Source organism: Clostridium sp. 1001271B_151109_B4, assembly GCF_015670405.1.
Classification (GTDB): domain Bacteria; phylum Bacillota; class Clostridia; order Clostridiales; family Clostridiaceae; genus Clostridium.
On the sequence record NZ_JADPBQ010000008.1, the window covers coordinates 66,727 to 89,021 of the forward strand.

Annotated in this window: 18 protein-coding genes and 1 pseudogene; 16 read left to right on the top strand and 3 right to left on the bottom strand. The window is 29.3% G+C overall.

Annotation, left to right across the window (positions count from 1 at the left end):
- Window positions 1-129: 129 nt before the first annotated feature.
- The 10 genes from I4V63_RS07365 (at window position 130) to I4V63_RS07410 (ending at window position 12,555) form a co-directional block, all read left to right on the top strand.
- Window positions 130-1,188 carry a BMP family ABC transporter substrate-binding protein gene (locus tag I4V63_RS07365; protein ID WP_196000652.1) on the top strand — a complete coding sequence of 353 codons (1,059 nt, stop codon included), beginning with the start codon at window positions 130-132 and terminating at the stop codon, window positions 1,186-1,188.
- A gap of 111 nt (window positions 1,189-1,299) precedes the next feature.
- Window positions 1,300-2,808, top strand: a complete 1,509-nt coding sequence (locus tag I4V63_RS07370; protein ID WP_196000653.1) for an ABC transporter ATP-binding protein — start codon at window positions 1,300-1,302, stop codon at window positions 2,806-2,808.
- The gene (locus I4V63_RS07375) at window positions 2,798-3,898 is read left to right on the top strand and encodes an ABC transporter permease (RefSeq protein ID WP_196000654.1); all 1,101 of its coding nucleotides are present in this window, start codon (window positions 2,798-2,800) and stop codon (window positions 3,896-3,898) included. Before I4V63_RS07370 ends, I4V63_RS07375 begins: the two co-directional genes overlap by 11 nt.
- The gene (locus tag I4V63_RS07380) at window positions 3,898-4,815 is read left to right on the top strand and encodes an ABC transporter permease (protein ID WP_196000655.1); all 918 of its coding nucleotides are present in this window, start codon (window positions 3,898-3,900) and stop codon (window positions 4,813-4,815) included. The genes I4V63_RS07375 and I4V63_RS07380 overlap by 1 nt, the downstream gene beginning before the upstream one ends.
- A gap of 9 nt (window positions 4,816-4,824) precedes the next feature.
- A complete protein-coding gene (locus I4V63_RS07385) occupies window positions 4,825-5,622 on the top strand; it encodes a metallophosphoesterase (protein ID WP_196000656.1) in 798 nt (265 codons plus the stop codon).
- A 151-nt stretch (window positions 5,623-5,773) separates the two neighbouring features.
- The gene (gene cplR / locus I4V63_RS07390; protein WP_196000657.1) at window positions 5,774-7,429 is read left to right on the top strand and encodes an ABC-F type ribosomal protection protein CplR; all 1,656 of its coding nucleotides are present in this window, start codon (window positions 5,774-5,776) and stop codon (window positions 7,427-7,429) included.
- Window positions 7,430-7,509: 80 nt separating this feature from the next.
- Complete coding sequence (locus I4V63_RS07395) at window positions 7,510-8,145, top strand: TrkA C-terminal domain-containing protein (RefSeq protein ID WP_196000658.1); 636 nt, start codon at window positions 7,510-7,512, stop codon at window positions 8,143-8,145.
- Between the two features lie 116 nt (window positions 8,146-8,261).
- Window positions 8,262-9,398: a betaine/proline/choline family ABC transporter ATP-binding protein gene (locus I4V63_RS07400; RefSeq protein WP_196000659.1), complete on the top strand. Its 1,137-nt coding sequence runs from the start codon at window positions 8,262-8,264 to the stop codon at window positions 9,396-9,398.
- Window positions 9,395-10,957, top strand: coding sequence for a glycine betaine ABC transporter substrate-binding protein (locus I4V63_RS07405; RefSeq protein WP_196000660.1), 1,563 nt, complete (start codon window positions 9,395-9,397; stop codon window positions 10,955-10,957). The genes I4V63_RS07400 and I4V63_RS07405 overlap by 4 nt, the downstream gene beginning before the upstream one ends.
- Window positions 10,958-11,142: 185 nt before the next feature.
- Window positions 11,143-12,555, top strand: coding sequence for an MATE family efflux transporter (locus I4V63_RS07410; protein WP_196000661.1), 1,413 nt, complete (start codon window positions 11,143-11,145; stop codon window positions 12,553-12,555).
- 369 nt (window positions 12,556-12,924) lie between these two features.
- Here the strand turns inward: I4V63_RS07410 and I4V63_RS07415 are convergent, their stop codons facing one another.
- Together I4V63_RS07415 and I4V63_RS07420 are read right to left on the bottom strand one after the other, a co-directional pair.
- Window positions 12,925-13,920: a DNA/RNA non-specific endonuclease gene (locus tag I4V63_RS07415; protein ID WP_196000662.1), complete on the bottom strand. Its 996-nt coding sequence runs from the start codon at window positions 13,918-13,920 to the stop codon at window positions 12,925-12,927.
- The gene (locus I4V63_RS07420) at window positions 13,920-14,339 is read right to left on the bottom strand and encodes a ribonuclease Z (RefSeq protein WP_196000663.1); all 420 of its coding nucleotides are present in this window, start codon (window positions 14,337-14,339) and stop codon (window positions 13,920-13,922) included. The genes I4V63_RS07415 and I4V63_RS07420 overlap by 1 nt, the downstream gene beginning before the upstream one ends.
- A gap of 228 nt (window positions 14,340-14,567) precedes the next feature.
- On the opposite strand from I4V63_RS07420, the gene rbsK reads away from it, so the two are divergent.
- The 6 genes and pseudogenes from rbsK to I4V63_RS07450 all read left to right on the top strand — a co-directional run bounded on the left by rbsK (window position 14,568) and on the right by I4V63_RS07450 (window position 21,415).
- On the top strand, window positions 14,568-15,497 hold the full coding sequence (gene rbsK / locus I4V63_RS07425; RefSeq protein ID WP_196000664.1) for a ribokinase: 930 nt from the start codon (window positions 14,568-14,570) through the stop codon (window positions 15,495-15,497).
- Window positions 15,498-15,794: 297 nt separating this feature from the next.
- Window positions 15,795-15,974, top strand: a pseudogene (locus tag I4V63_RS07430) (histidine--tRNA ligase); the annotation flags it as partial.
- Window positions 15,975-16,061: 87 nt separating this feature from the next.
- Window positions 16,062-17,504 (top strand): FAD-dependent oxidoreductase, encoded by a 1,443-nt coding sequence (locus tag I4V63_RS07435; RefSeq protein ID WP_196000665.1) that lies wholly within the window; start codon window positions 16,062-16,064, stop codon window positions 17,502-17,504.
- Between the two features lie 121 nt (window positions 17,505-17,625).
- Window positions 17,626-19,548, top strand: coding sequence for an oligopeptide transporter, OPT family (locus I4V63_RS07440; RefSeq protein ID WP_196000666.1), 1,923 nt, complete (start codon window positions 17,626-17,628; stop codon window positions 19,546-19,548).
- Window positions 19,541-19,879 (top strand): PqqD family peptide modification chaperone, encoded by a 339-nt coding sequence (locus I4V63_RS07445; protein ID WP_196000667.1) that lies wholly within the window; start codon window positions 19,541-19,543, stop codon window positions 19,877-19,879. The genes I4V63_RS07440 and I4V63_RS07445 overlap by 8 nt, the downstream gene beginning before the upstream one ends.
- A gap of 171 nt (window positions 19,880-20,050) precedes the next feature.
- Complete coding sequence (locus tag I4V63_RS07450) at window positions 20,051-21,415, top strand: MATE family efflux transporter (RefSeq protein WP_196000668.1); 1,365 nt, start codon at window positions 20,051-20,053, stop codon at window positions 21,413-21,415.
- Between the two features lie 117 nt (window positions 21,416-21,532).
- On the opposite strand, the gene I4V63_RS07455 is transcribed toward I4V63_RS07450, so the two are convergent.
- The gene (locus tag I4V63_RS07455) at window positions 21,533-22,186 is read right to left on the bottom strand and encodes a FusB/FusC family EF-G-binding protein (protein WP_196000669.1); all 654 of its coding nucleotides are present in this window, start codon (window positions 22,184-22,186) and stop codon (window positions 21,533-21,535) included.
- Between the last annotated feature and the right edge of the window lie 109 nt (window positions 22,187-22,295).

Here is a 22,295-nt window from a genome sequence, read left to right on the forward strand (position 1 = left end):
AAAAGCGAATAATGAATAAAAAAAATAAAATAATATACAGTTTTTTAGTCGAAATATGACATAAGTCATATTTTTTTATCCTCATAATCATTATAATCAAATTATAAATGAATTTTAGGAGATGAAATAATGAGAAAAATAGTAACTTCTTTATTGCTTATTATGACTACACTTCTTTTTGCTGGATGTTCAAACTCTGGAAATAATGAATCAGCAGGAAGTAAACTGGATAATGGTGATTATTCAAATTTAAATATAGCCTTAATTTCTGACACAATTGGAACTGAGAAATTTATTCTTCAAGCATATGAAGCTTTAGAAGAAGCAAGCAAAACTTACGGATTTAAAATGACATCTATTGAATGTACTGATACTGCTGCATGGGAAGAAAATACACTTGCTGCATCTAATGAAGGGTATGACTTAATAATTGGTATTGGTTGGCAAGCAGCTGATCCATTTAGTGATGCTGCTGATAAATTCCCAAATACAAAATATGCTGTAATTGATACGACTGCATCTAATGAAAAAGTAACAAGCTTTGGATTTGATGAAGCGCAAGGTTCATACGTTTTAGGGGTAATGGTTGGAACTGCTTTCCCTAATGAAAGCTTATATGGATATATTTCATCATTCCAAACACAAGCTACATATAAATATAGATATGGATTTGCAGAAGGAGTAAAGGCTGTTAATCCTGATGCTAAATTCATGTACAACTATACTAATTCTTACAATGATACTAATTTAGCTTATGAATACACATTACAACAAAAGGCTGCAGGAGCAAACTTTATTTTTGGTGGAGTTTCTGCTAGTGCAAACTCTGGTATATACCAAGCCGCTCAAGAGTTAAGTAAAAAGGGTACGCCAATATACACAACAGGATTAAGTGTAGACCAAACTACTTCTGAAAATACAAGTATTATTAGTGGATTATTAAAGAATACAGGGGCTGTTGTAGATACTATAATTGATAGATTCTTAGCGGGCGAATTAAATGGTGGTTCACAAATCCTTGGATTAAAAGAAGGTGCATTTGGAGTTGTTGGTGTTTCTCCAGAAGAAATGAATTATAGAAATACTGAAATTATAACTGATGAAGTTATAGCAGCTGGTAAAGAGGCAGCAGAAAAAATTATTTCAGGGGAATTAGTAATAGAAGTTCCTGAAGAAGCTGCAAACTAATTAGAATATAAAAAAGAGTACGTAGTACCAATCATATAAGGGGCAGAAGCAATTTTAGCTTTGCCTCTTATTAATATTCTAGATTAATTTAGAAAAAGGAGTAACTTGGATATGCTTTTAGAAATGAGAAATATCGTAAAAACATATGGTAATGTAGTGGCTAACAACAAAGTTAATATAAATCTTAATAAGGGTGAAATACTAGCTGTTGTTGGAGAAAATGGAGCTGGGAAGTCTACCATAATGAAGATACTTTATGGATTGGAAAGACCGGATTCGGGGGAAATACTTATTAATGGAAATAAAATGAATTTTCACAATCCATCTGATGCTATGAAACAAGGAATAGGGATGGTACAGCAACATTTTATGCTTTTTGAATCAATGACTGTTGCAGAAAATATTGTATATAAAAATGAAATGAAAAAAGGAATATTCTTTGATTATAAAAAGAATATTAAGGTGGTAGAAGATCTGTCAAAGCGTTATATGTTACAAGTAGATCCAAGTGCTATTGTAGGGGAGTGTCCAGTAGGACTTCAACAACGTGTAGAGATATTAAAAACACTTTATCAAAATGCAGATGTTATTATTTTTGATGAACCTTCAGCGGTGCTTACACCGATTGAAGTAGATGAGCTTTTAAAGACTATGAAGCAATTAGCTAAGTTAGGAAAAAGTTTAATAATTATAACTCATAAGCTTCATGAAGTTATGGAAGTTGCAGATAGGGTTGTAGTAATGAGACTTGGAGAAGTTGTAGCTGAAAGATTAAAGAAGGATACAAGTGTTGAAGAGTTATCGTATTTAATGGTTGGAAGACAAATAGCTAATAGAGTAATTCCTGAAAAAGAAACAAAGGAACAACTTTTAGAAGTTAATAACTTAATATTAAAAGGTGAGCATGATAAAAATATCTTAAATAATGTTAATTTACATGTTAAAAAAGGTGAGATAGTAGGTATTGCCGGTGTATCAGGAAATGGTCAATCTGAGCTAATTAGATGTATAACAGGTTTAGAAAAAGTTGATGGTGGTAATGTAATTATCAATAATAAAGATATTACAAATCATACCGTAATGAATATTAGAGAGTCTGGTATTGCTCATATTCCTGAAGATCGTTATATGTGGGGAAGTGCACCAGATGCAACATTAGCTGAAAATGCATTAATGGGATATGAAGATAATAAAGAATTTTCTAAAAAGGGAATTTTAAATATTAATAAGGTAACAAAACATGCAATAGATTTGATTTCTAAATTCCGTGTTAAGGCAGATTCACCTTCACAAAAGATAAAAGAGCTTTCAGGTGGAAATGCACAAAAACTTATTGTTGCAAGAGAAATGTCCATGGAAACACCACTTATTATTGCTTGTGAGCCTACAAGAGGAATTGATATAGGTGCAATAGAGTTTATTCATGATCAGCTTGTTGAAAAAAGAAATAAAGGAGATAGTGTATTATTAGTATCTTCAGAGTTAAGTGAAATTATGGATTTAAGTGATAGAATTTACGTTATTTATGAGGGTGAAATTGTTGGTGAATTTAAAAGAGGAAGTATTGATGAAAAGGCATTAGGTCTTTTAATGGTAGGAGGTAAGTATAATGAAAAGTAAAAATTCGTTATCTGGGAGTATTGCAAATAGTAGACTTTCAAGTATATTTGAGCCATTAAAGCATCCTCTACAAGCTATTGTTGTTGGACTAGTATTAGGTGGTGTAATTATTGCATTTTCTGGATTTAATCCTTTTGAAGCAATTATAGGAATGTTTAAAGGTGGATTTGGATCTGCTTATTATTTAACTACGACTTTAACACGTTCAGTTCCTATTATATTCGCTGGTCTTGCTGGTGCATTAGCTTGGGGATCAGGTTATTCAAGCTTAGGTGCTGCGGGGCAAATGGTTTTAGGTGCATTTACTTCAGCTGTTGTAGCTGTTATATGTCCAGGACCACCTGCTTTTGTTGTTGCTATGTCTCTTGCCAGTGGTGCAATAGTGGGTGTTTTATATTCACTTATTTCAGCTTATGTAAGTGAAAGATTTAAGTTAGATTTACTTATTATAACTCTTATGATGAATTATGTTGCTGATTATATAGCTTCTTACTTTACAACATATGTTGTAAAAGACCCACTAGGTTTAGATTCTTCAGCAATTCAAACACAAAAGCTAACTGATAATATTTTGCCTAAGATATTTGAAGGATATTCATTGCATTGGGGATTTGTAATTTCTGTTATTTGTGTTCTAATTGTACTTTTCATAATGAAGAGAACAAGCTTTGGATATAAAGCCAAAATGGGAGGATTAAACTCTAACTTTGCAAACTACGGTGGTGTTAATAGTACTAAGATGATGTACTATGTATTAATGCTTAGTGGAGCATTAGCAGGTCTTGGTGGAGCATGTGAAGTTCTAGGAACAAGATATCGTTATGTAGATAGTATGATTACATCGCCAGGTTATGCATGGACTGGTATTATAGCTTCATTAATGTCAAGCAATCACCCAGTTGGTATTTTAGTTAGTAGTATTTTCTTAGCTGGAATTACTACAGGAGGAAGTACTATTGAACGTAGTATGGGAGTTCCATCGGAAGTAACAACAATTATTCAAGGAATTATTACTTTGTTAATTACAGCGAGATTTGCTGTAAAGTGGTATAAAAAGAAAAATGCAACAAGCAAGGAAGGAGTACAATAATGGAGTTAAGTGTAGATTATTTAGCAGTAGTAGCTAATTCGACTCTTCGTATGATGACACCTATTTTATTAGTAACTTTGGCTGCAGCTATATGTACTAAAGTACGTATTTTTAATATTGCAATGGAAGGAACAATGCTAACAGGAGCATTTTTCAGTATTGTTGCTAACTATTATACTCATAATGTATTTTTATCTGTTCTTGCTGGAGCAGTTAGTGGAATGATAGTATCTGCTGTTGTAGGATTCTGTATAATTAAATTAAAAGCCTCTCCGGTTGTTGTTGGTATGGCAACAAATACTATGATGGGTGGGGTTACAACATATTTACTTTATATAATTTTTAAGACAAAAGGAGTATTTACTGATACTAGTTTAGTAAGTCTTCCAAAAATAGATTTGCCTATTATTAAGGATATTCCTATATTAGGGACTATTTTTTCAGGATTAACAATTGTTGATTATTTAGCATTTATATTAGCTATAGGAATGTATATTTTCTTATACAAAACGGTATTAGGATATAGATTGCGTGCTGTTGGAATTAATAAAGAAGCTGCTAGAAGTCTTGGTACACCAGTAGAAAAATATCAATTCCTTACTATAAGTTTATCAGGAATATTATGTGGATTAGGTGGGGTTCTCCTTTCTATGGGAACTGTAACATTATTCATGCAAAACATGACTTCAGGGCGAGGATATATTGCTATGGCAGCTAATAACTTAGGTAAATCTCATCCAATAGGGGTACTTTTATCAAGTTTATTTTTTGGATTCTCACAAGCAGCTGGAAATGTACTTCAAAATACATCATTAAAAACACAAATTACTGCATCTATACCTTATGTAGCTACAATAGTTGCACTTATATTATTTAGTATACAAACTAAAAGAAATAAGAAAAAGAAGATTAAGTAGGTGTAGAATATGAAATTTTTACATTTATCAGATATTCATTTCTTAAAGGAGTATCCTAAAGCTGAAAAGGGATATAATTCTATTTTTAATAATATGACAAGTCCTTTGATTCAGCTAAAAAAGGCTTTAAGTATGGTTGATTTAAGTAAAATTGATTTTGTTATTATAACTGGTGATTTAGTAGAATCAGGAGTGTATGAGGATTATTGTATTTTAAAATGTGAGTTAGAAAAATTATTAGGTAATGTTCCCTACATACTTACATTAGGAAACCATGATAATAAGGAAGCCTTTTATAAGGGGTGGTTTAATAAGGAGTGTAGCGAGCCTTATAATATTGTTAATGAAATTGGCAATCTTAGAATTATTAGTTTTGATAATTCAGTATATAAAAATAGTGATGGATTTATTTCAAATCAACAGTATAAGTGGTTACAAAAGCAATTAAAGGATAAGAGTAAAAAAGATACTATTTTAATGCTTCACCATCATCTTATAAAAGATCAATTTACTACACCATCAGTGGATATAGATGATAACTTTGAAAAGATAATAAGAGAAAGCTCATTGGTTGGAATTTTTGTTGGACATACTCATCATCCCTTTAATGGAATTTTTGCGGGTAAGCCATATTTTTCAACAGGTAGCCTTAGTTTTATAGGGCATGATGAAAGTAATGGAATAGTAAGATTTGAGGAGAATGCTCAGTTTAGTCTTTGTACATATGAAGATGGTAAAATAGCAGTAGAAGTGCTTTCAGCATTAAATAATAATAAATTATTAGGAATAGTTAATTTTAAAGAATAAATATAAAAGGTGCCTATTTAGGCATCTTTTATATTTTTAATATTACTTTAGTATAGAGTTTTATTTTACTAATATTAGACAAGTCTTGAGGTTGTTGAGTAGTAATAAAAAATTTGCATAAACTTTTTATATGACTACATGGAGGTGTAAGATGAAACTTGTAACAATTAAAAATTTAAAAAAGTATTATGGTGATAAATTAATATTAGATATAGATAAATTTGAAATAGAAGAAAAAGAGAAAATAGGAATTGTAGGAGAAAATGGAGTAGGAAAAACAACATTATTAAAAATTTTAATAGGAGAATTAAAAGCTGATGAAGGATCAGTATATTTAACAGATAGTTATTCGTACATAAGTCAATTAGATGAAGAATGTAAAGTATGTGATAATAGTAAAATAAAAAAGATTTTTAATGTTCCTGATGAATATGAAGAGTATTTATCAGGCGGAGAAAAGGTGAAAATGAGAGTAGTAGGAGCATTACAGGAAAATACGAGCCTTATTATTGCTGATGAACCTACCTCCAATTTAGATAGTAGAAGTATAAAAAATTTAGATGATATGTTTAAAAAATATAGCGGAGCGTTATTAGTAGTTTCTCATGATAGAAAGTTTTTAGATGATGTATGTAATGAAATTGCAGAAATAGAAGATGGAAAATTAAAAGTATATAAAGGCAATTATAGTAGATATTTAGGATTAAAAGGAGAAGATTATAAAAAACAAAAAAGAGAATATGAAAAGTATGTTCATGAAAAGGAAAGATTAGAAGAGGTAATAGGTGAGAAAGAGATATTGAGAGATAGAATAAAAAAGGCACCTAAGGGAATGGGAAAATCAGAAGCAAAAACTATTAAAATGGGTGATCAAAGGGGAAAAAAACATATTGAAAATAATATAAGATCAATAGAGAAAAGAATAAAGCATATGGAAGTTGTTATGCCACCTAAGAAAAAAGAAAATATTATAATAAATATAAATGAAGGTACAGAAGTTGCAGTTAAGAATTTAATAGAAATTAAAAAGTTAAAACTATGTGTACAAGATAAAGTATTAATAGATGAAATTAATTTAAATATAAAAAATGGATTGAAGATTGCATTAATTGGAGAAAATGGATGTGGAAAAACGACTTTATTAAATAGAATCTTAAGCAATAATTCAGAGGAAGTAAAGATAGCAAGTAACGTAAAGGTAGGATATTTTGATCAAAGGCAAGATAGTTTAAAAGATGAAAAAAGTATCTTAGAAAATATAAAGGAAGATTCTATATGGGATGAAAGTTTTATAAGAATAAATTTGGGGGAATTCGGGTTTAAAAGAGACTCAGTAAATAAATTAGTAGGGCAATTATCAGGTGGAGAAAGAGTAAAAGTTGCTATATGTAAGATAATATTATCTAATAATAACTTGCTAATATTAGATGAGCCTACGAATTATTTAGATATAAAAACTATAGAAGCATTAGAAAATGCTTTAATAAATACAAATAAGACAGTATTGTTAGTATCTCATGATATAGAGTTTATATCAAATGTATGTAATTATATAATAGAAATTAAAGATAAAGAAATACATGAATTTGAAGGAAGATATTCTGATTATATTAAAAATGCTGATAAAAATAAAAGTGAGAAAAAGAAGCATTTAGATGATGAAATATTAGTTCTTGAAAATAAAGTTTCAGAGGTGATTTCTCTTTTATCAATAGAAACTAAAGAAGAGAAAAAGGAGCAACTTAATAAGGAATATTTAGAACTCATAAATTACTTAAGAGAATTAAAATTAAGGAGAGAATCGTAATTGTTATATTGTCTTATTTATCTTTATAAATTATACTGAATCTATAAAATATAAGAATATATAAAAGGGAAATAATAATTATGGAAGAAGTTAAAAGTAAAATTTCAATTCCTCGATATCAACAAATAGCAATTGAGATTGCCTCGAGGATTTCAAGTGGGGAATATAAGGTTGGTGAAAAGATATATGCACGTTCATCAATAGCAAGTCAATATGGTGTTTCTTCGGAAACTGCAAGACGTGCGATTTGTATATTAAGTGACTTAGAAATTGTTACTTCAGAAAAGGGAAGTGGAGTTACAATTAAATCCTATGAAAAAGCAATTAATTTCATTAAACAATATAGTAAGCGTCAAACAATTGATACTATAAAAGAAAATTTATTAAAAAGTATAGCACGCCAACAAAAAGAGATGAATACTTTAAATGAATGTTTATCTGATTTGATTACGGCATCAGAACACTTTAGATCAATGAATCCATTTATGCCATTTGAGGTAAAAATAACTGCAGAATGTTATTACTTAAATAAAACTGTATCAGAAATTCAGTTTTGGCAACATACAGGAGCTACTATACTTGCTATTGGTAGAAATGGAAATGTACTTAAATCACCAGGACCATATGCTATATTATTAGAAAATGATACTATATATTTTTTATCACAAGATGACTCATCACAAAGGGTGAAGGAGTTTTTATATCCTATAAAATAATAGTGGACTTTTGAAGTGCCCAAGGCTAGAAATAGTTTTGGGCATTTTTCTATTATTTGACAAAGTAACAACTTTATAATAAAATGAGGTTGTTACTTGGAAAAAGGAGGAACGAAATGATTAGATTTGAAAAAGTTACAAAAAGGTATAAAACGCAACAAGTATTAAAAGAAATTAACTTAACAATTGAGAAGGGAAAACTTGTTACAATTATCGGGGAAAGTGGTTGTGGTAAAACAACTTTATTAAAAATGATAAATAGATTAATTAAGCCGTCTAGTGGATTTATTTATATTAATAATAAAAAAATACAGTCAATAGATGAAGTTATGTTAAGGCGAAATATAGGTTATGTTATACAGCAGACTGGATTATTTCCTCATATGACTATTAGGCAAAATATAGAGCTTATTCCGAAATTACAAAAACTAGATTCGGAAAAGGTAATTGAAAACACTAGAAGATTAATGCAGATGGTAGGATTAAATTGCGAAGAGTTCTTAGACCGTTATCCAACTGAATTAAGTGGTGGACAACAGCAACGGGTCGGTGTAGCTAGAGCATTTGCTAATGATCCAGATATAATTCTTATGGATGAGCCATTTTCAGCGCTAGATCCAATGACAAGATCAGATTTACAAGATGAGCTGGTTGAATTACAGTCAAAATTAAAAAAGACTGTTGTATTTGTTACGCATGATATGGATGAGGCTATTAAGATTTCAGATATGATTTGCATAATGAAGGATGGAGAAGTATTACAATACGATACTCCAGAAAATATATTGAGGAATCCGATTGATGAATTTGTTTCTAACTTTGTAGGTAAAAATAGAATATGGGCATCTCCTGAATATATAAAAATTTCTGATATAATGATTGATAAGCCAATTACTGCATATAAAAACTTATCTATTTTTAAATGTATAGATAAAATGCGTCAAAAGAAGGTGGACAGTCTTCTTATAATTGAACCTAATAACCATAAATTAATTGGTGTTGCAAAAGCAAGTAAACTTAGAGGTATTGATGATAAAACGCAGGTCGTAGAAGAATTTATGAATAAAAATTTTACAACTCTTTCCATAAATCAATGTATTTTAGATGCCTTAAAGGTGGTTACAGAAGAGCATGTATCTACTGTTCCAGTTGTCGATGGTGATTCACATTTAGTAGGTTTAGTTACTAAAAGTAGTCTAGTTACAACATTAAGTCAACAATACTTTGATTACGGGGAGGATGAAATGATATGAGTTTATTGCAATATTTAATTGAGAATCAAGCCCAAATATTATCATTATTAATAGAACATATAAAATTGACAGCAATTTCTGTTGGTGTAGCAATTTTAATTGGAGTACCTTTAGGAATTTTTATTTCATATGCAGCGAAAGCTAGCAAACCAATTTTATGTGTGGCAAATATTATTCAAGCTATACCTAGTATGGCATTGCTTGGATTTATGATACCTTTCTTAGGGATAGGAACAGTACCAGCTATAGTTGCAGTTGTTCTTTACTCACTTCTTCCTATTATAAAAAATACCTATACTGGAATTGAGAATATTAATCAACAGACTCTTGAGGCAGCAAAGGGGATTGGACTTACAGCATTTCAGGTATTAACTAAGGTACAGATACCTTTAGCGCTTCCAGTCATCATGGCAGGTGTACGTATTGCATCAGTAACTGCAGTTGGACTTATGACTATGGCAGCATTTATAGGTGCTGGTGGTTTAGGTTATCTTGTCTTTTCTGGTATTAGAACAGTAAATAATAATCAAATATTGGCAGGAGCTATTCCAGCATGTTTATTAGCATTATTAGTAGATTTCTTAATTGGATTAGTAGAAAATCTAGTTATGCCTATGAGTCTTCAAAAGGGTAATATAAAATCTAAGAAAAAGAAACGTATAACACAAAAGGTGATATTGAGTATTTCAGCTTTAGTTGTTGTTATTATTTTTGTAGTAACTTCTTTTGGAAATACAGTAAGTGAAGGGCGTACAATTAGTCTTGGTTCTAAGGATTATACTGAACAAGCTGTTTTAGGAAACTTAGTTGCAGAATTAATAGAAGCAAAGACAGATATTACAGTAAATAGAAATTTAGACTTAGGTGGAACTCAAGTCTGTTTTGGGGCACTTCAAAGTGGTGATATAGATATGTATATTGAATATAGTGGAACAGCGTATAGTGATACATTAAAGCATTCTCCAATTAGTGATGTTGAACAAGTTTATAGTACAGTTAAAAAAGAGTTTAAGGAGATTTATGATATTGAAGTATTAAACTCAATGAGTTTTAACAATACTTGGGTTTTAGCAGTAACTGAAGAAACAGCTGACAAATATAATTTAGAGACAATAAGCGATTTAGCTAAAGTTGCTAGCGGTATGAAAGCAGGAACTGTTTTTGAATTTGCAAATAGGGAAGATGGATTACCAGGATTGCAAAAGGAATATAATTTTAAAATGGGTAGCGTGGTAACTTTAGATGGAGCACCAAGATATACAGCATTAGTCAATAAAGAAGTAGATATCGTTGATGCATTTGCAACTGATGGTTTATTGAAAAAGTTTAACTTAAAAACTCTAAGTGATGATAAAAATTTTTTCCCACCTTACTATGCAATGCCTATTATAACTTCAGAAAAGTTAGAGGAGTGTCCAGAAATAGAGGGTATTTTAGATGAATTAGGATCTATTCTTACAAATGAAGTCATGATGGAGCTTAACTATAAGGTTGATGAGTTACAAGAATCACCTTCAAAAGTTGCAAGGGATTTTCTTGAAAGTAAAGGTATGATATAAGAATTAATTAGAAAATTAAAAAATAAGGTTATTGACTTTTTTTTGCAATTGGAATAAAATAGAATTAATCGAGTAGCAAAATGCGTAAATCCAGATCAAGGATTTACGCATTTTTTTCTTTTCAGTATTGGTTATGGTAGCTTTCCAGTAAAAAGACTCCATATAAATTATTAGGAGGAAAAGCTATGGAAAAAGAAGTTTCAATGAATAAGATGGGGATTATTCCTATAAAGAAGCTAATGATAACAATGGGGATGCCAATGATTTTATCTATGATATTACAAGCACTATACAATATTGTTGATAGTTATTTTGTAAGTAATATTCCAGGAATGGGTGATTATGCAGTAAATGCACTTACATTAGCATTTCCTATTCAAATGTTAATGATAGCGATAGGGGTAGGTACGGGAGTTGGAGTTAATTCTTTATTATCAAAAAGTATCGGAGAGGGTAATAGAGAAAAGGCAAGTCATATTTCAGGGAATGCAATTTTTATTGGAATATGCATTTATTTGGTGTTTTTAGTTTTTGGTTTATTTGGCGTAAATTCATATATAACTTCTCAGACAACTAATTCTATAATAACTGAAATGGGAAATTCTTATTTAAGTATTTGTACAATATTTTCTTTTGGTGTAGTTCAATTTACTATATATGAGAAGTTATTACAAGCAACTGGAAGAACTACATTATCTACAATAGCTCAAATTACAGGAGCTGTTTCTAATATGATACTTGACCCAATTTTAATATTTGGTATGTTTGGTTTGCCTGCCATGGGAGTAAATGGTGCAGCATATGCAACTATAATAGGACAAATTTTATCTTGTATAATGGATATGATTTTTCACTATAAATTTAATAAAGATATTGATTCAAAGTTAAAGTATATGAAGCCGCAAAAGCATATAATTGTGGAAATGTATAAAGTAGGTATTCCTGCAATTGTAATGCAGGCATTAATGTCTGTTATGACATATGGAGTAAATATTATTTTTGGAGCACTTTCTATTTCTCTAGTTACTGCATATGGAGTATATTATAAAATTCAACAGTTTGTCTTTTTTGCAGCTTTTGGAATGAATAATGCTATTATTCCTATTATAGGTTTTAACTATGGGAAGAGAGATGAGAAAAGGGTTAATGAGGCAATTAAATATGGAATGATATATACATTAATAATTATGGCTATTGGTATGGTAATACTTCAGTTATTTGCAAAGCAGTTAATTGGGATATTTGCATTATCAGAGCAAACTCAAATTTTATGTATTAAGGCTATACGAATAGTTACTTTAGGATATTTATTTGTTGGTGCTAATGTAGCATATCAAGGTATATTCCAGGCACTTGGATGTGGTGTTCGTTCTTTAATTGTTTCTTTAATACGTTTAATAGTTGTTACTTTACCATTAGCGTGGGTATTAACGAAGCTTCAAAATGCTCAAAATATTGTATGGATATCATTCCCAATTGCTGAAGCTTGTGCATTTATAATTGCAATAATATTTATGAAGCAAATTAGAAAGAAAAAAATAGATAATCTTAATGAGGTTGATAAAACTGAGTTAATAAATGATAGAAGTATGATATAAAAGTATTTTAAAGTAAGGCATTAATAATTCATCTATATTTCAGAAATTAATTAATGTAATTCGAAGTTGTAGGGCTTTATCGTGATGCAGAATCTTTGTATAATGAGTGTAAAAAAATGTATATCATGTTACTCTGTTAACATACTGAGGAATGGAGCTAGAGTAGAAGGGATTATTTTTATCCATATCAATATCCAGTTTATCCTTATTAATTTAAATATTAAATAAGAAATAGGATTTTGAAGCTATAATACTTAGTATTTATTTGATTCTTAAGATAATATATTATATCAATAGATACAGTAAGAACTATAAATTTAAGTAAAAAGGCAATATATTATACTTAGGTATAATGTATTGCCTTTAAATTTATCTTGAAGCTTTTCTATAGCCAGCAGCTATAGCTTCTTCTTCACTATTGAAATTAACTAGGTAATCAGAATCGGCCATATTTTCATAATCCCTTTGACCAGGACAATGATATATTTTTGATTTAGAATTTCCTCTTATTATTGTTTCTTCAGTAGATGTAGTATTATTAGAAGAAGTTGTGTTTGAAGCACTTGAAGAACCAGTGCTATTTATTTCTTCACCACTAAGTGCACTATTACCAGTAGCGTAATCTATTGTAATGCCGGGTTGAACATTATATACAAACACATTAAATTCAATACCTTCCCCATTATCTTCAACAGATTTTGCTTCCATTTGAACACCAGTAGCAACTAGATTATTGCCTTCGAATACCGGAGTTACTCTGTATAAAACATGGTTATTTGTTTCTTTAATATAGTCAGCAACCATATTTTCGTATGGAAGCATTAAAGTAGCATTAAAATATCTTGTTCCAGTAATTAAATTTCTATCATTTGCATTTTCAGCAGTTAACTGATATCCAATTAAGTGAGATCTATTATAAAGATATTTTCCTTCAACAATATCATATTTTATAGACTGCCATCCACTTGGTTTAACAGAACTAATAGATTCTCTTTTTTCTGTTGGCATTATATCAGTTCCTATATTTGAATATGCAACTCCACATCTACCTAAATCATCTAAAGGTGCATATTCCTCAAAAGAGGTAGTTGTTAAATCTGAGTCAGAAAAGTTAGGTACATTATTATTTAAAATAATATAATCGTCACCAGAATATGCTGGAATATTGTTAATAGTTATATTACTACTATCAGTAGTTGTTGTATTTGATGTAGGTGAATTTTTATTATTAGAATTTTCAATTACTTGTCCATTATTGTCTGTAGAAAGATCAATAGTTATAGAACAACTAATAAGTCCACTTAGACATAGTAAGGTTCCTAACATCATAATTAATGAGTTTTTAAATTTAAGTATTTTTTTCATTAGTATATTCTCCTATAAATTTTCTTTGTTATTTTTTCATGGGATGATCCTTGAAATTCAAATTCAGTAATTAACTCCCATGAATTATTATTTAAGTTAATATCAAAATGCAAGTCAGCGGGATAAATACGATTCCAGTTATAGATAATTAGGTTGTTAATTTTATTGATATAGTTACATAATGATTTATCTTCAACTAAGCAGAAGTCATTTTCATTACATTGATTTAAAAAGTCTTCACAAACTTTAATATTTCCATTATCTATATCTTTATATAGTTTGTAAGAATAGTTATTCATATAAAGATTTTTATTTTTAACTAATTCTTTTATATCTGCTCTAAGAACTTTATCTTGACTTTGTCTTCTTTTATTAAAGGTCATTCCATTTTTATCATCTAAACAAACAATTATATTCATAGTTTCCTCCTTATATTATTTCTTGTAATATTATATCAAAATTTTATTAGTGTAGTTATAAAATATAGAATATATTAAAAGGTATTTTAAGGGGATTTATAAAAAAATTTTAGTAAGAAACTTTAGTTAAAAGTTTGAAAATTTAATTGAATGAGATTCACATAAGTTATATTATATACTTAAATTAGCATAATAAAGTTTAGTGGTATAAATTAAGGAGGAAAATTTATGAATAAGATATGTGTACTTGGAAGTATTAATATGGATTTAGTAGTAAAGGTTAATGATATACCAAGAGTTGGAGAAACAATTTTATCAAAATCATTTGAAAAGATTGCAGGTGGAAAGGGAGCTAATCAAGCTATTGCAGCAAAGAGATGTGGGGCAGAAGTTTCTATGATAGCTAAAATAGGAAAAGATGAAAATGGTAAAATTCTTAAGAATAAGTTGGAAGAAGATAAGATAAGTACAGAGTGCATTTTTGAAGATGAAAAAGAAGCAACAGGAATGGCTTTTATTATGGTTAATGAAAGTGGAAATAATTCAATAATAGTTGTATCAGGATCCAATATGGCAATTAATGAAGAAGAAATACAAGCTTCTATAGAAAAAATTGAAGAAGCTGATATAGTGATAGCTCAATTTGAAACATCTGAAGAAATGACAGTAAAAGTATTTAAAAAAGCTAAGGAGCTAGGAAAAGTAACCATATTAAATCCAGCTCCAGCAAAGAAAATAAATGATGAACTTTTAAAAGTTACAGATATTATAATACCAAATGAAACTGAGGCAGAACTTCTAACAGGTGTTACTGTTAATACTTTAGATGAGGCTAATAAAGCGGGAAAGGTATTTTTACAGAAGGGAGTTAAATTTGTAATTATTACTTTAGGGTCTAAGGGAGCAGCTGTAATAGGAACAGAGTTTTGTGAATTAGTTCAAGCCTATAAGGTAAATGCCATAGACACAACGGCAGCAGGAGATAGCTTTATTGGCGGACTAAGTTCAAAATTAGATTTTAAAAATATCAATAAAGAAAGCTTAATAAATGCAGTGAGCTTTGGGAATAAAGTATCATCAATATCTGTTCAAAGAAAGGGTGCTCAGCCTTCAATTCCTTATTTAAAGGAAGTAAAAGAAGTTTATGGAGAGTGTTAAAGAATAGAATGTTTTTAGGTGATATAAAACTTGAATATCAAATTTTATAAGAGTATAATGATATTAATTTATTTTAGGAGGAATATTATGAAAACACTTAATGTAAGCGAACAAAGAAAAATGCATCATCATTACTAGAGACTTGGTCTGCTAAAAACAGATACAAGTCTATTAGCGTAGGCTTGTATCTCTGGTAATGATAAGTTAAGTGTAATCATAATTTATTATTATAAACCATGTGGGATATATGCCTACATGGTTTTTTTGTATAAAAAATTATTTTAGGAGTGATTAATAGTGAAAAAAAGTATTATAAAACCAAATATATTACCAGGGTTTATGGAGTTGTTACCAAGGGAACAACAAGTATTTAATGATATAGTATCTAAAATAACAAAGGTTTATGAGGATAATGGATGTTTAGCAATAGATACGCCAATAATAGAAAAATCTGAAGTCTTAATTGCTAAAAGTGGATGAGAAACAGAAAAGCAAGTTTATAGATTTCAAAATGTAGCTGCATATAGAATAAGAAAAGTGAAACAATATAATCGAGGTGATTATATGAAATCAATATGGGAAGAGAACTGTAAATTTGATAAAAGAGAAACGTTAAAAGGTGATATAAAAACCGATATTTTAGTTGTCGGTGCAGGAATAGCAGGAATATTAACAGGTTATTTTTTAAAGCAAAGTGGGAGAGAAGTAGTATTAATAGATAAGTCTGAAACAGCAGGTGGAAATACAAAATGCACTACAGCAAAGATAACATCACAGCATGATTTAATTTATGATAAGTTGATAAAAGAGTTTGGAGATGAAAAGGCTAAGCAGTATGCAAAGGCAAATGAATTAGCTATAAGGAAGTACAAAGAAATTATAGATAAAAGAAAAATAAAGTGTGATTTTGAAGAAGTTCCTGCATATATTTATTCTTTAAATGAAACTGATAAAATAAAAAAAGAAGTAGAAGCAGCTAAAAGATTAGGAATAGATGCAGAATTCATAGAAAAAATTAATCTTCCATTAGAAGTTAAGGGTGCTATTAAATTTAACAAACAAGCACAATTTAATCCACTAAAGTTTTTAAAAGATATTTCAAAAGATTTAGTTATATATGAAAAAACTAAAGCTATAAAAATAGAGGAAAACTTAGTGCATACTGATAAAGGGGATATAGAAGCAAATCATATAGTGGTAGCTACTCATTATCCAATAATGAATGCACCAGGATATTATTTTATGAAAATGCATCAAGAAAGATCTTATGTCATAGCTTTAGAAAATGCAAATAATAATATTGAAGGAATGTATATAGATTATGAAAAACAAGGCTATTCATTTAGAAATTATAAGGGGCTACTACTATTAGGGGGGATAAGTCAAAGAACTGGTGAAAATGAAAGTGGAGGATGTTATGATTCATTAAGAAAAGTTGCAAAAGAAATATATCCAAATTCAAAGGAAAAGTATCATTGGTCAGCTCAAGATTGCATTACCATTGATGGTATTCCATACATAGGAAGATATTCTGATAGTACACCCAATATATATGTAGCTACTGGATTTAATAAATGGGGAATGACAAGTGCAATGGTATCAGCTATGATAATTTCAGATTTTATATTAGGAAATGAAAATGATTTTTCAGAAATATATTCACCAAAAAGATTTGACTTATCATTATCTATCAATAATATTGCTAATGACTTAGTTGAAACAGCTAAGAATTTTATAGCACAAAAAATATATATTCCAAGTAGTGAAATAGAGCATATTAAGAATGGGCATGCTGGGATTGTTGAGTATAATGGTGAAAAGGTTGGAGTATATAAAAATAAACAAGGAAAAGAATTTATTGTATCAACAAAATGTGCACATTTAGGATGTCAACTTCATTGGAATGCAGATGAATTAACCTGGGACTGCCCTTGTCATGGCTCAAGGTTTGATTATAAAGGAAGGTTAATAGAGGGCCCAGCAACTAAAGATGTTGTAGAGGATTAAGAATAAAGGTAGCCATATAGAAAATATTAAAGATAAAAAAATGTAATCTCTAATTATGTAAAAAAATAAAATGCATATACTAACTATATTGCAGTAATAAAACAAAGGAAGGAGATTATATATGAAAAACAAATTATCTAAAGATGCCTATGGTGGGGTACATGGCAGAGACTATGTACCATATATAAAAGATAGATCAAAAAGTGGAACTAATATTGCTGTAATAATAATTGGAATAATATTAGCAACTATATTTGCAGCATCTACTGCATATTCAGGAATGAAATCAGGGTTAACAGTAGCTGCAGGGATTCCAGGAGCAATAATTGGTTCAATGTTTATTGGAGTATTTGCTAAAAATAAAGGAATACTTGGAAAGAATATAACACAAGGTATGTCAAGTGGCGGTGAATCAATAGCAAGTGGGATGATTTATGTATTACCTGCAATTATTTTAATAGGAAGTAATGTAACTTTTTTAGAGGGAATAAGTGTAGGGATAGGTGGAGCGCTATTTGGGATAGGAGTATTATCATTAGTATATAATTATTTGATAGTTGAAGAACATGGAAAGCTTATGTATCCAGAATCAATGGCTATATCTGAAACATTAGTAGCATCAGAAGGTGGAGGAGATGCTATTAAGTTTATGGGAATAGGATTTGGAATTAGCGGTATCATAAATGTTTTAACAGGATCATTTTTGAATTTAATTAATAACACTATTACTTATGTAGGAAGTAAATTTTATAAATGGAAGTTTTCTATAGAAGTAAATCCACTTTTACTTGGAATAGGGTTTATAGTTGGATTAGAAGTATCATTAACTATGTTTGCAGGATCACTATTATCTAATTTTGGTATTGCACCTTTAATAGGTTATTTTACTGATATGGCAGAAATGAATGCTAAAACATGGAATGATACTACAGTACTTATCAATCAAATGGATGTAAATGCTATAACAGGAAGCTATGTTAAATATATAGGAGCTGGAATGATGCTTTGTGGAGGTATAATAGGTGCTTTAAAACTTATACCTACAATAGTTGTATCTATAAAGGAAACATTAAAGGCTAGATCAAGTAATGAAGGCAGTGGAGAAAAGAACTCTGGGGAAATGATAATACTTTTAGTTGGTATTGTAATTGCATTTGTAGCAGGATTTTTTATTTCTAATAGTATTTTAATGGCCGTAGTTGCAGCTATTGTTTCATTAATATTATCTTTGTTATTTGTAATAGTTGCAGGGCGTTTAACAGGAACAATAGGTACATCAAATCTTCCTGTATCAGGAATGACAATAGCTTCATTAGTAATATTAACATTAGTATTTGTTATAATGGGATGGACAGGGCAAGCTGATAATAAATCATTATTACTATTTGCTGCATTTATGGTTGTTGCGATATCAGTAGCTGGTGGTTATAGTCAATCTCAAAAAGTCACATATGTAATTGGCGGAAGTAAAAAGGAAATGCAAAATTGCTTTGCAATAGCTAGTGTAATTGGAGTTATTGTTACTACAGGAACAATAATGCTATTATCTAGTCAATTAGCCATCACAGGTGCAGATGCACCATTTGCATTACCACAAGCAAATTTAATGGCTACATTAACTTCAGGAATAATGTTAGGAAATTTACCTTGGCCTATGATTATAGTTGGTGTTGTTATGGCATTAGTTTTATTTTTATTAGACTTGCCAATAATGACTATAGCAATAGGTTTTTATTTACCAATATCAACAACAACAATAATTTTAGTTGGAGCATTAATACGTGTATTTGTTGAAAAAATGAGCAAAAGTGATGAGGAAAAAGAGGTTAAAGTTTCAAATGGAATAAGTTTATCTTCAGGACTTGTTGCTGGTGGTTCTATTATTGGATTAGTAGGAATTATATTACAAGTAACAGGTATTATAAAACCTAGAACACCGGTAGGATTCGTAGCTAGTAATATGATGGGAATAATATTGTTAATTATTCTAGTTATAGCAACTACAATTCCAATTATGATGTCAAAGGTGAAGAAAAATGAATGATAATGAAGAAGTTTTAAATTTAAAATTTAGAGTTTGCGATAATGTAGAATATAAAATTGATGATAATGGAATAGTCACAATTTTTGAAAAGCAAGATCATAAGATTCAAAGATTTTTTAGAAAATTAAAGTTTAGGATTCCTTTATATAAAGAAATAGCCTTTGATGAAATTAGCAGTGCAGTATTTCTTGATATTGATGGAAATAAAACTGTAAAAGAAATAGGAGAAAACTTAGTGAAAAGATTCGGTGATGAAGTAGAACCGCTTTATGAAAGATTACTTGTTTTTATTAATCATATTTATGTAAATTGCAAATATATTGAAAAATAAAATACTACTCTGAAGGTAAAAAATATTCCAGTGGCAATGTTATTAAAAACTTGCCACTTTTTTGATGAAAATATACGATGATTATTGAGTTTATAGTAAAAACTATTGACTTAGAGTAAGGCACAAGTTGTATACTTATATATGGGAAAAAATACTAGAGGGGTATATGAAATGTTAAATACAAATGTAGATTTATTAAAAGGAAAAATTCTTAAATCATTAATAATTTTTGCAATACCATTACTTATATCAAACTTGTTTCAACAATTATATAATACTGTAGATATAATGATTGTAGGGAATTTCTTAGGAGATACATCATTGGCTGCGATAGGGGCAAGCTCTGCAGTATATGAATTGCTAATTGGTTTCGCATTAGGAATAGGTAATGGACTTAGCATGGTAGCAGCAAGAAGCTATGGAGCAAATGACACTAAGTTATTAAGAAAATCAGTGGCAGGATCAATTGTTATAGGAATTTTTATTACTGTAATAATTATGGTTATTTCTCAATTATTTTTAATGCCATTATTAAGATTATTAAATACACCTGCAAATATAATAGATGAATCATATTCTTATATTTCAACAATTACATCATTTGTAGGAGTTATGTTTGCATATAATTTATGCGCTGGTTTATTAAGAGCTATAGGAAATAGCTTTATGCCATTAGTCTTTCTTGTAATATCATCTTTATTAAATATAGGATTAGATATATTATTTATTACACAATTTAATATGGGAATTAAGGGAGCAGCTGTTGCAACAATTATATCTCAAGGTGCTTCTGTTATATTATGTATTGCATATATATGTTCAAAAAGCAAAATACTTATTCCAAAGAAAAAACATTTTGCTGTTGGAAAAGAGCTATATAGAGAATTAATAGGACAAGGCCTTTCTATGGGGCTTATGATGGCAATTGTATCTACAGGAACTGTTATATTACAAAGTGCTATAAATGGGCTTGGATATTTAACTATTGCTGGGCATACTGCGGCTAGAAAGCTTAATAGTTTTTGCACTATGCCAATAGTAGCAGTAGCATATTCAGTTTCTACTTTTGTTTCTCAAAATAAAGGGGCAGATCAAGGTGAGAGAATTAGAAAGTCAGTATATTATGCTAATTTAATAGCTATTGCTTGGGGAATAATAATAACAGGTGTTTTATTTTTTGTAGCACCTACATTAGTTAAGGTATTATCTGGTTCAAGTGAGGATATAGTTATAAGTAATGGAGCAAGGTATTTAAGATTAAATGCACCATTTTATGGGGTATTAGGAGTATTATTAAACTTAAGATATTCATTACAAGGATTAGGTAAGAAAGTTGTTCCATTAGTATCTAGTATTATTGAATTCTTTGGAAAGATTATATTTGTTATATTAGTTATTCCGCAAATGGGGTATTTAGGTGTTATACTTTGTGAGCCGATTATTTGGTGCTTTATGACTGCACAACTTATATATGCATTTTATAGTAATACTTATATTAAAAAGTTTAAAGTAAATAAAGAAATTAATATTGCATAAGAGGTATTTGGTATTAGTGAAGTGTTTAAAGGAGTGTTTTTTGGCACTCCTTTTAATTTGACATTAGTAATATTACATATTATTAAGATAAATAAGTATCTAGGTAGAAGAAAATAATTACTTTATTCTATTAACAGTCTTTATAAGTTGTTCAAGCTTTTCAGTAGAAGTGATTCTTTCATTACATTCTAAACTATTTAAACATACATAAAAACCTAGGGATTTATAGTCATCTTGGCTTTGGGGTTTACAAATTGGAGAAACAAATGCAACTTCACTCTCAGAGCCTATATGGTTACAAAGAGTGCAGATATTAGTACTATTTCTCTTTGAAGAAGTAAGTCTACAAGCCATTCCTAATAGCTTACCATCCATATTATAAGTTATAAGAAGTTTTCTAGTCGATTCATCAATCCAACCTAAATATACTAGTTTTGAGTCTTGTATACTTAAATCAGGAAGTTTAAGCTTCTTTTCCTTTTTAAATACTTTATTAATTTCAGAACCTGTAATAGTAGGCATTCCATATACATATTGATTTAAATCCTTTAAGTAAATAGGTATATCCAAAGGATCAGTTATTTCACTTATATTAAGGATTTCTTTTTGTTCTTCTGATAAATTACTAAAAAATGATAAAATTTTATCTTGAGTACAAATTTTAGTAGTTTCAACGATATTAGGATCAATACAGTTTCTAAAAGCATTATTTAAATCAAATAAGCAGTTTTTTATATAATTATATTCTTGTTTTTTTATAAAAGTATCCATAAAAATACACCTCATTTTTAGAAAATCAAATTTATATTATGTAGTATTAACTATAATTTTATTATTAACTAACAAATAAAAAGATGATTATTTGTACATATAATGAAGG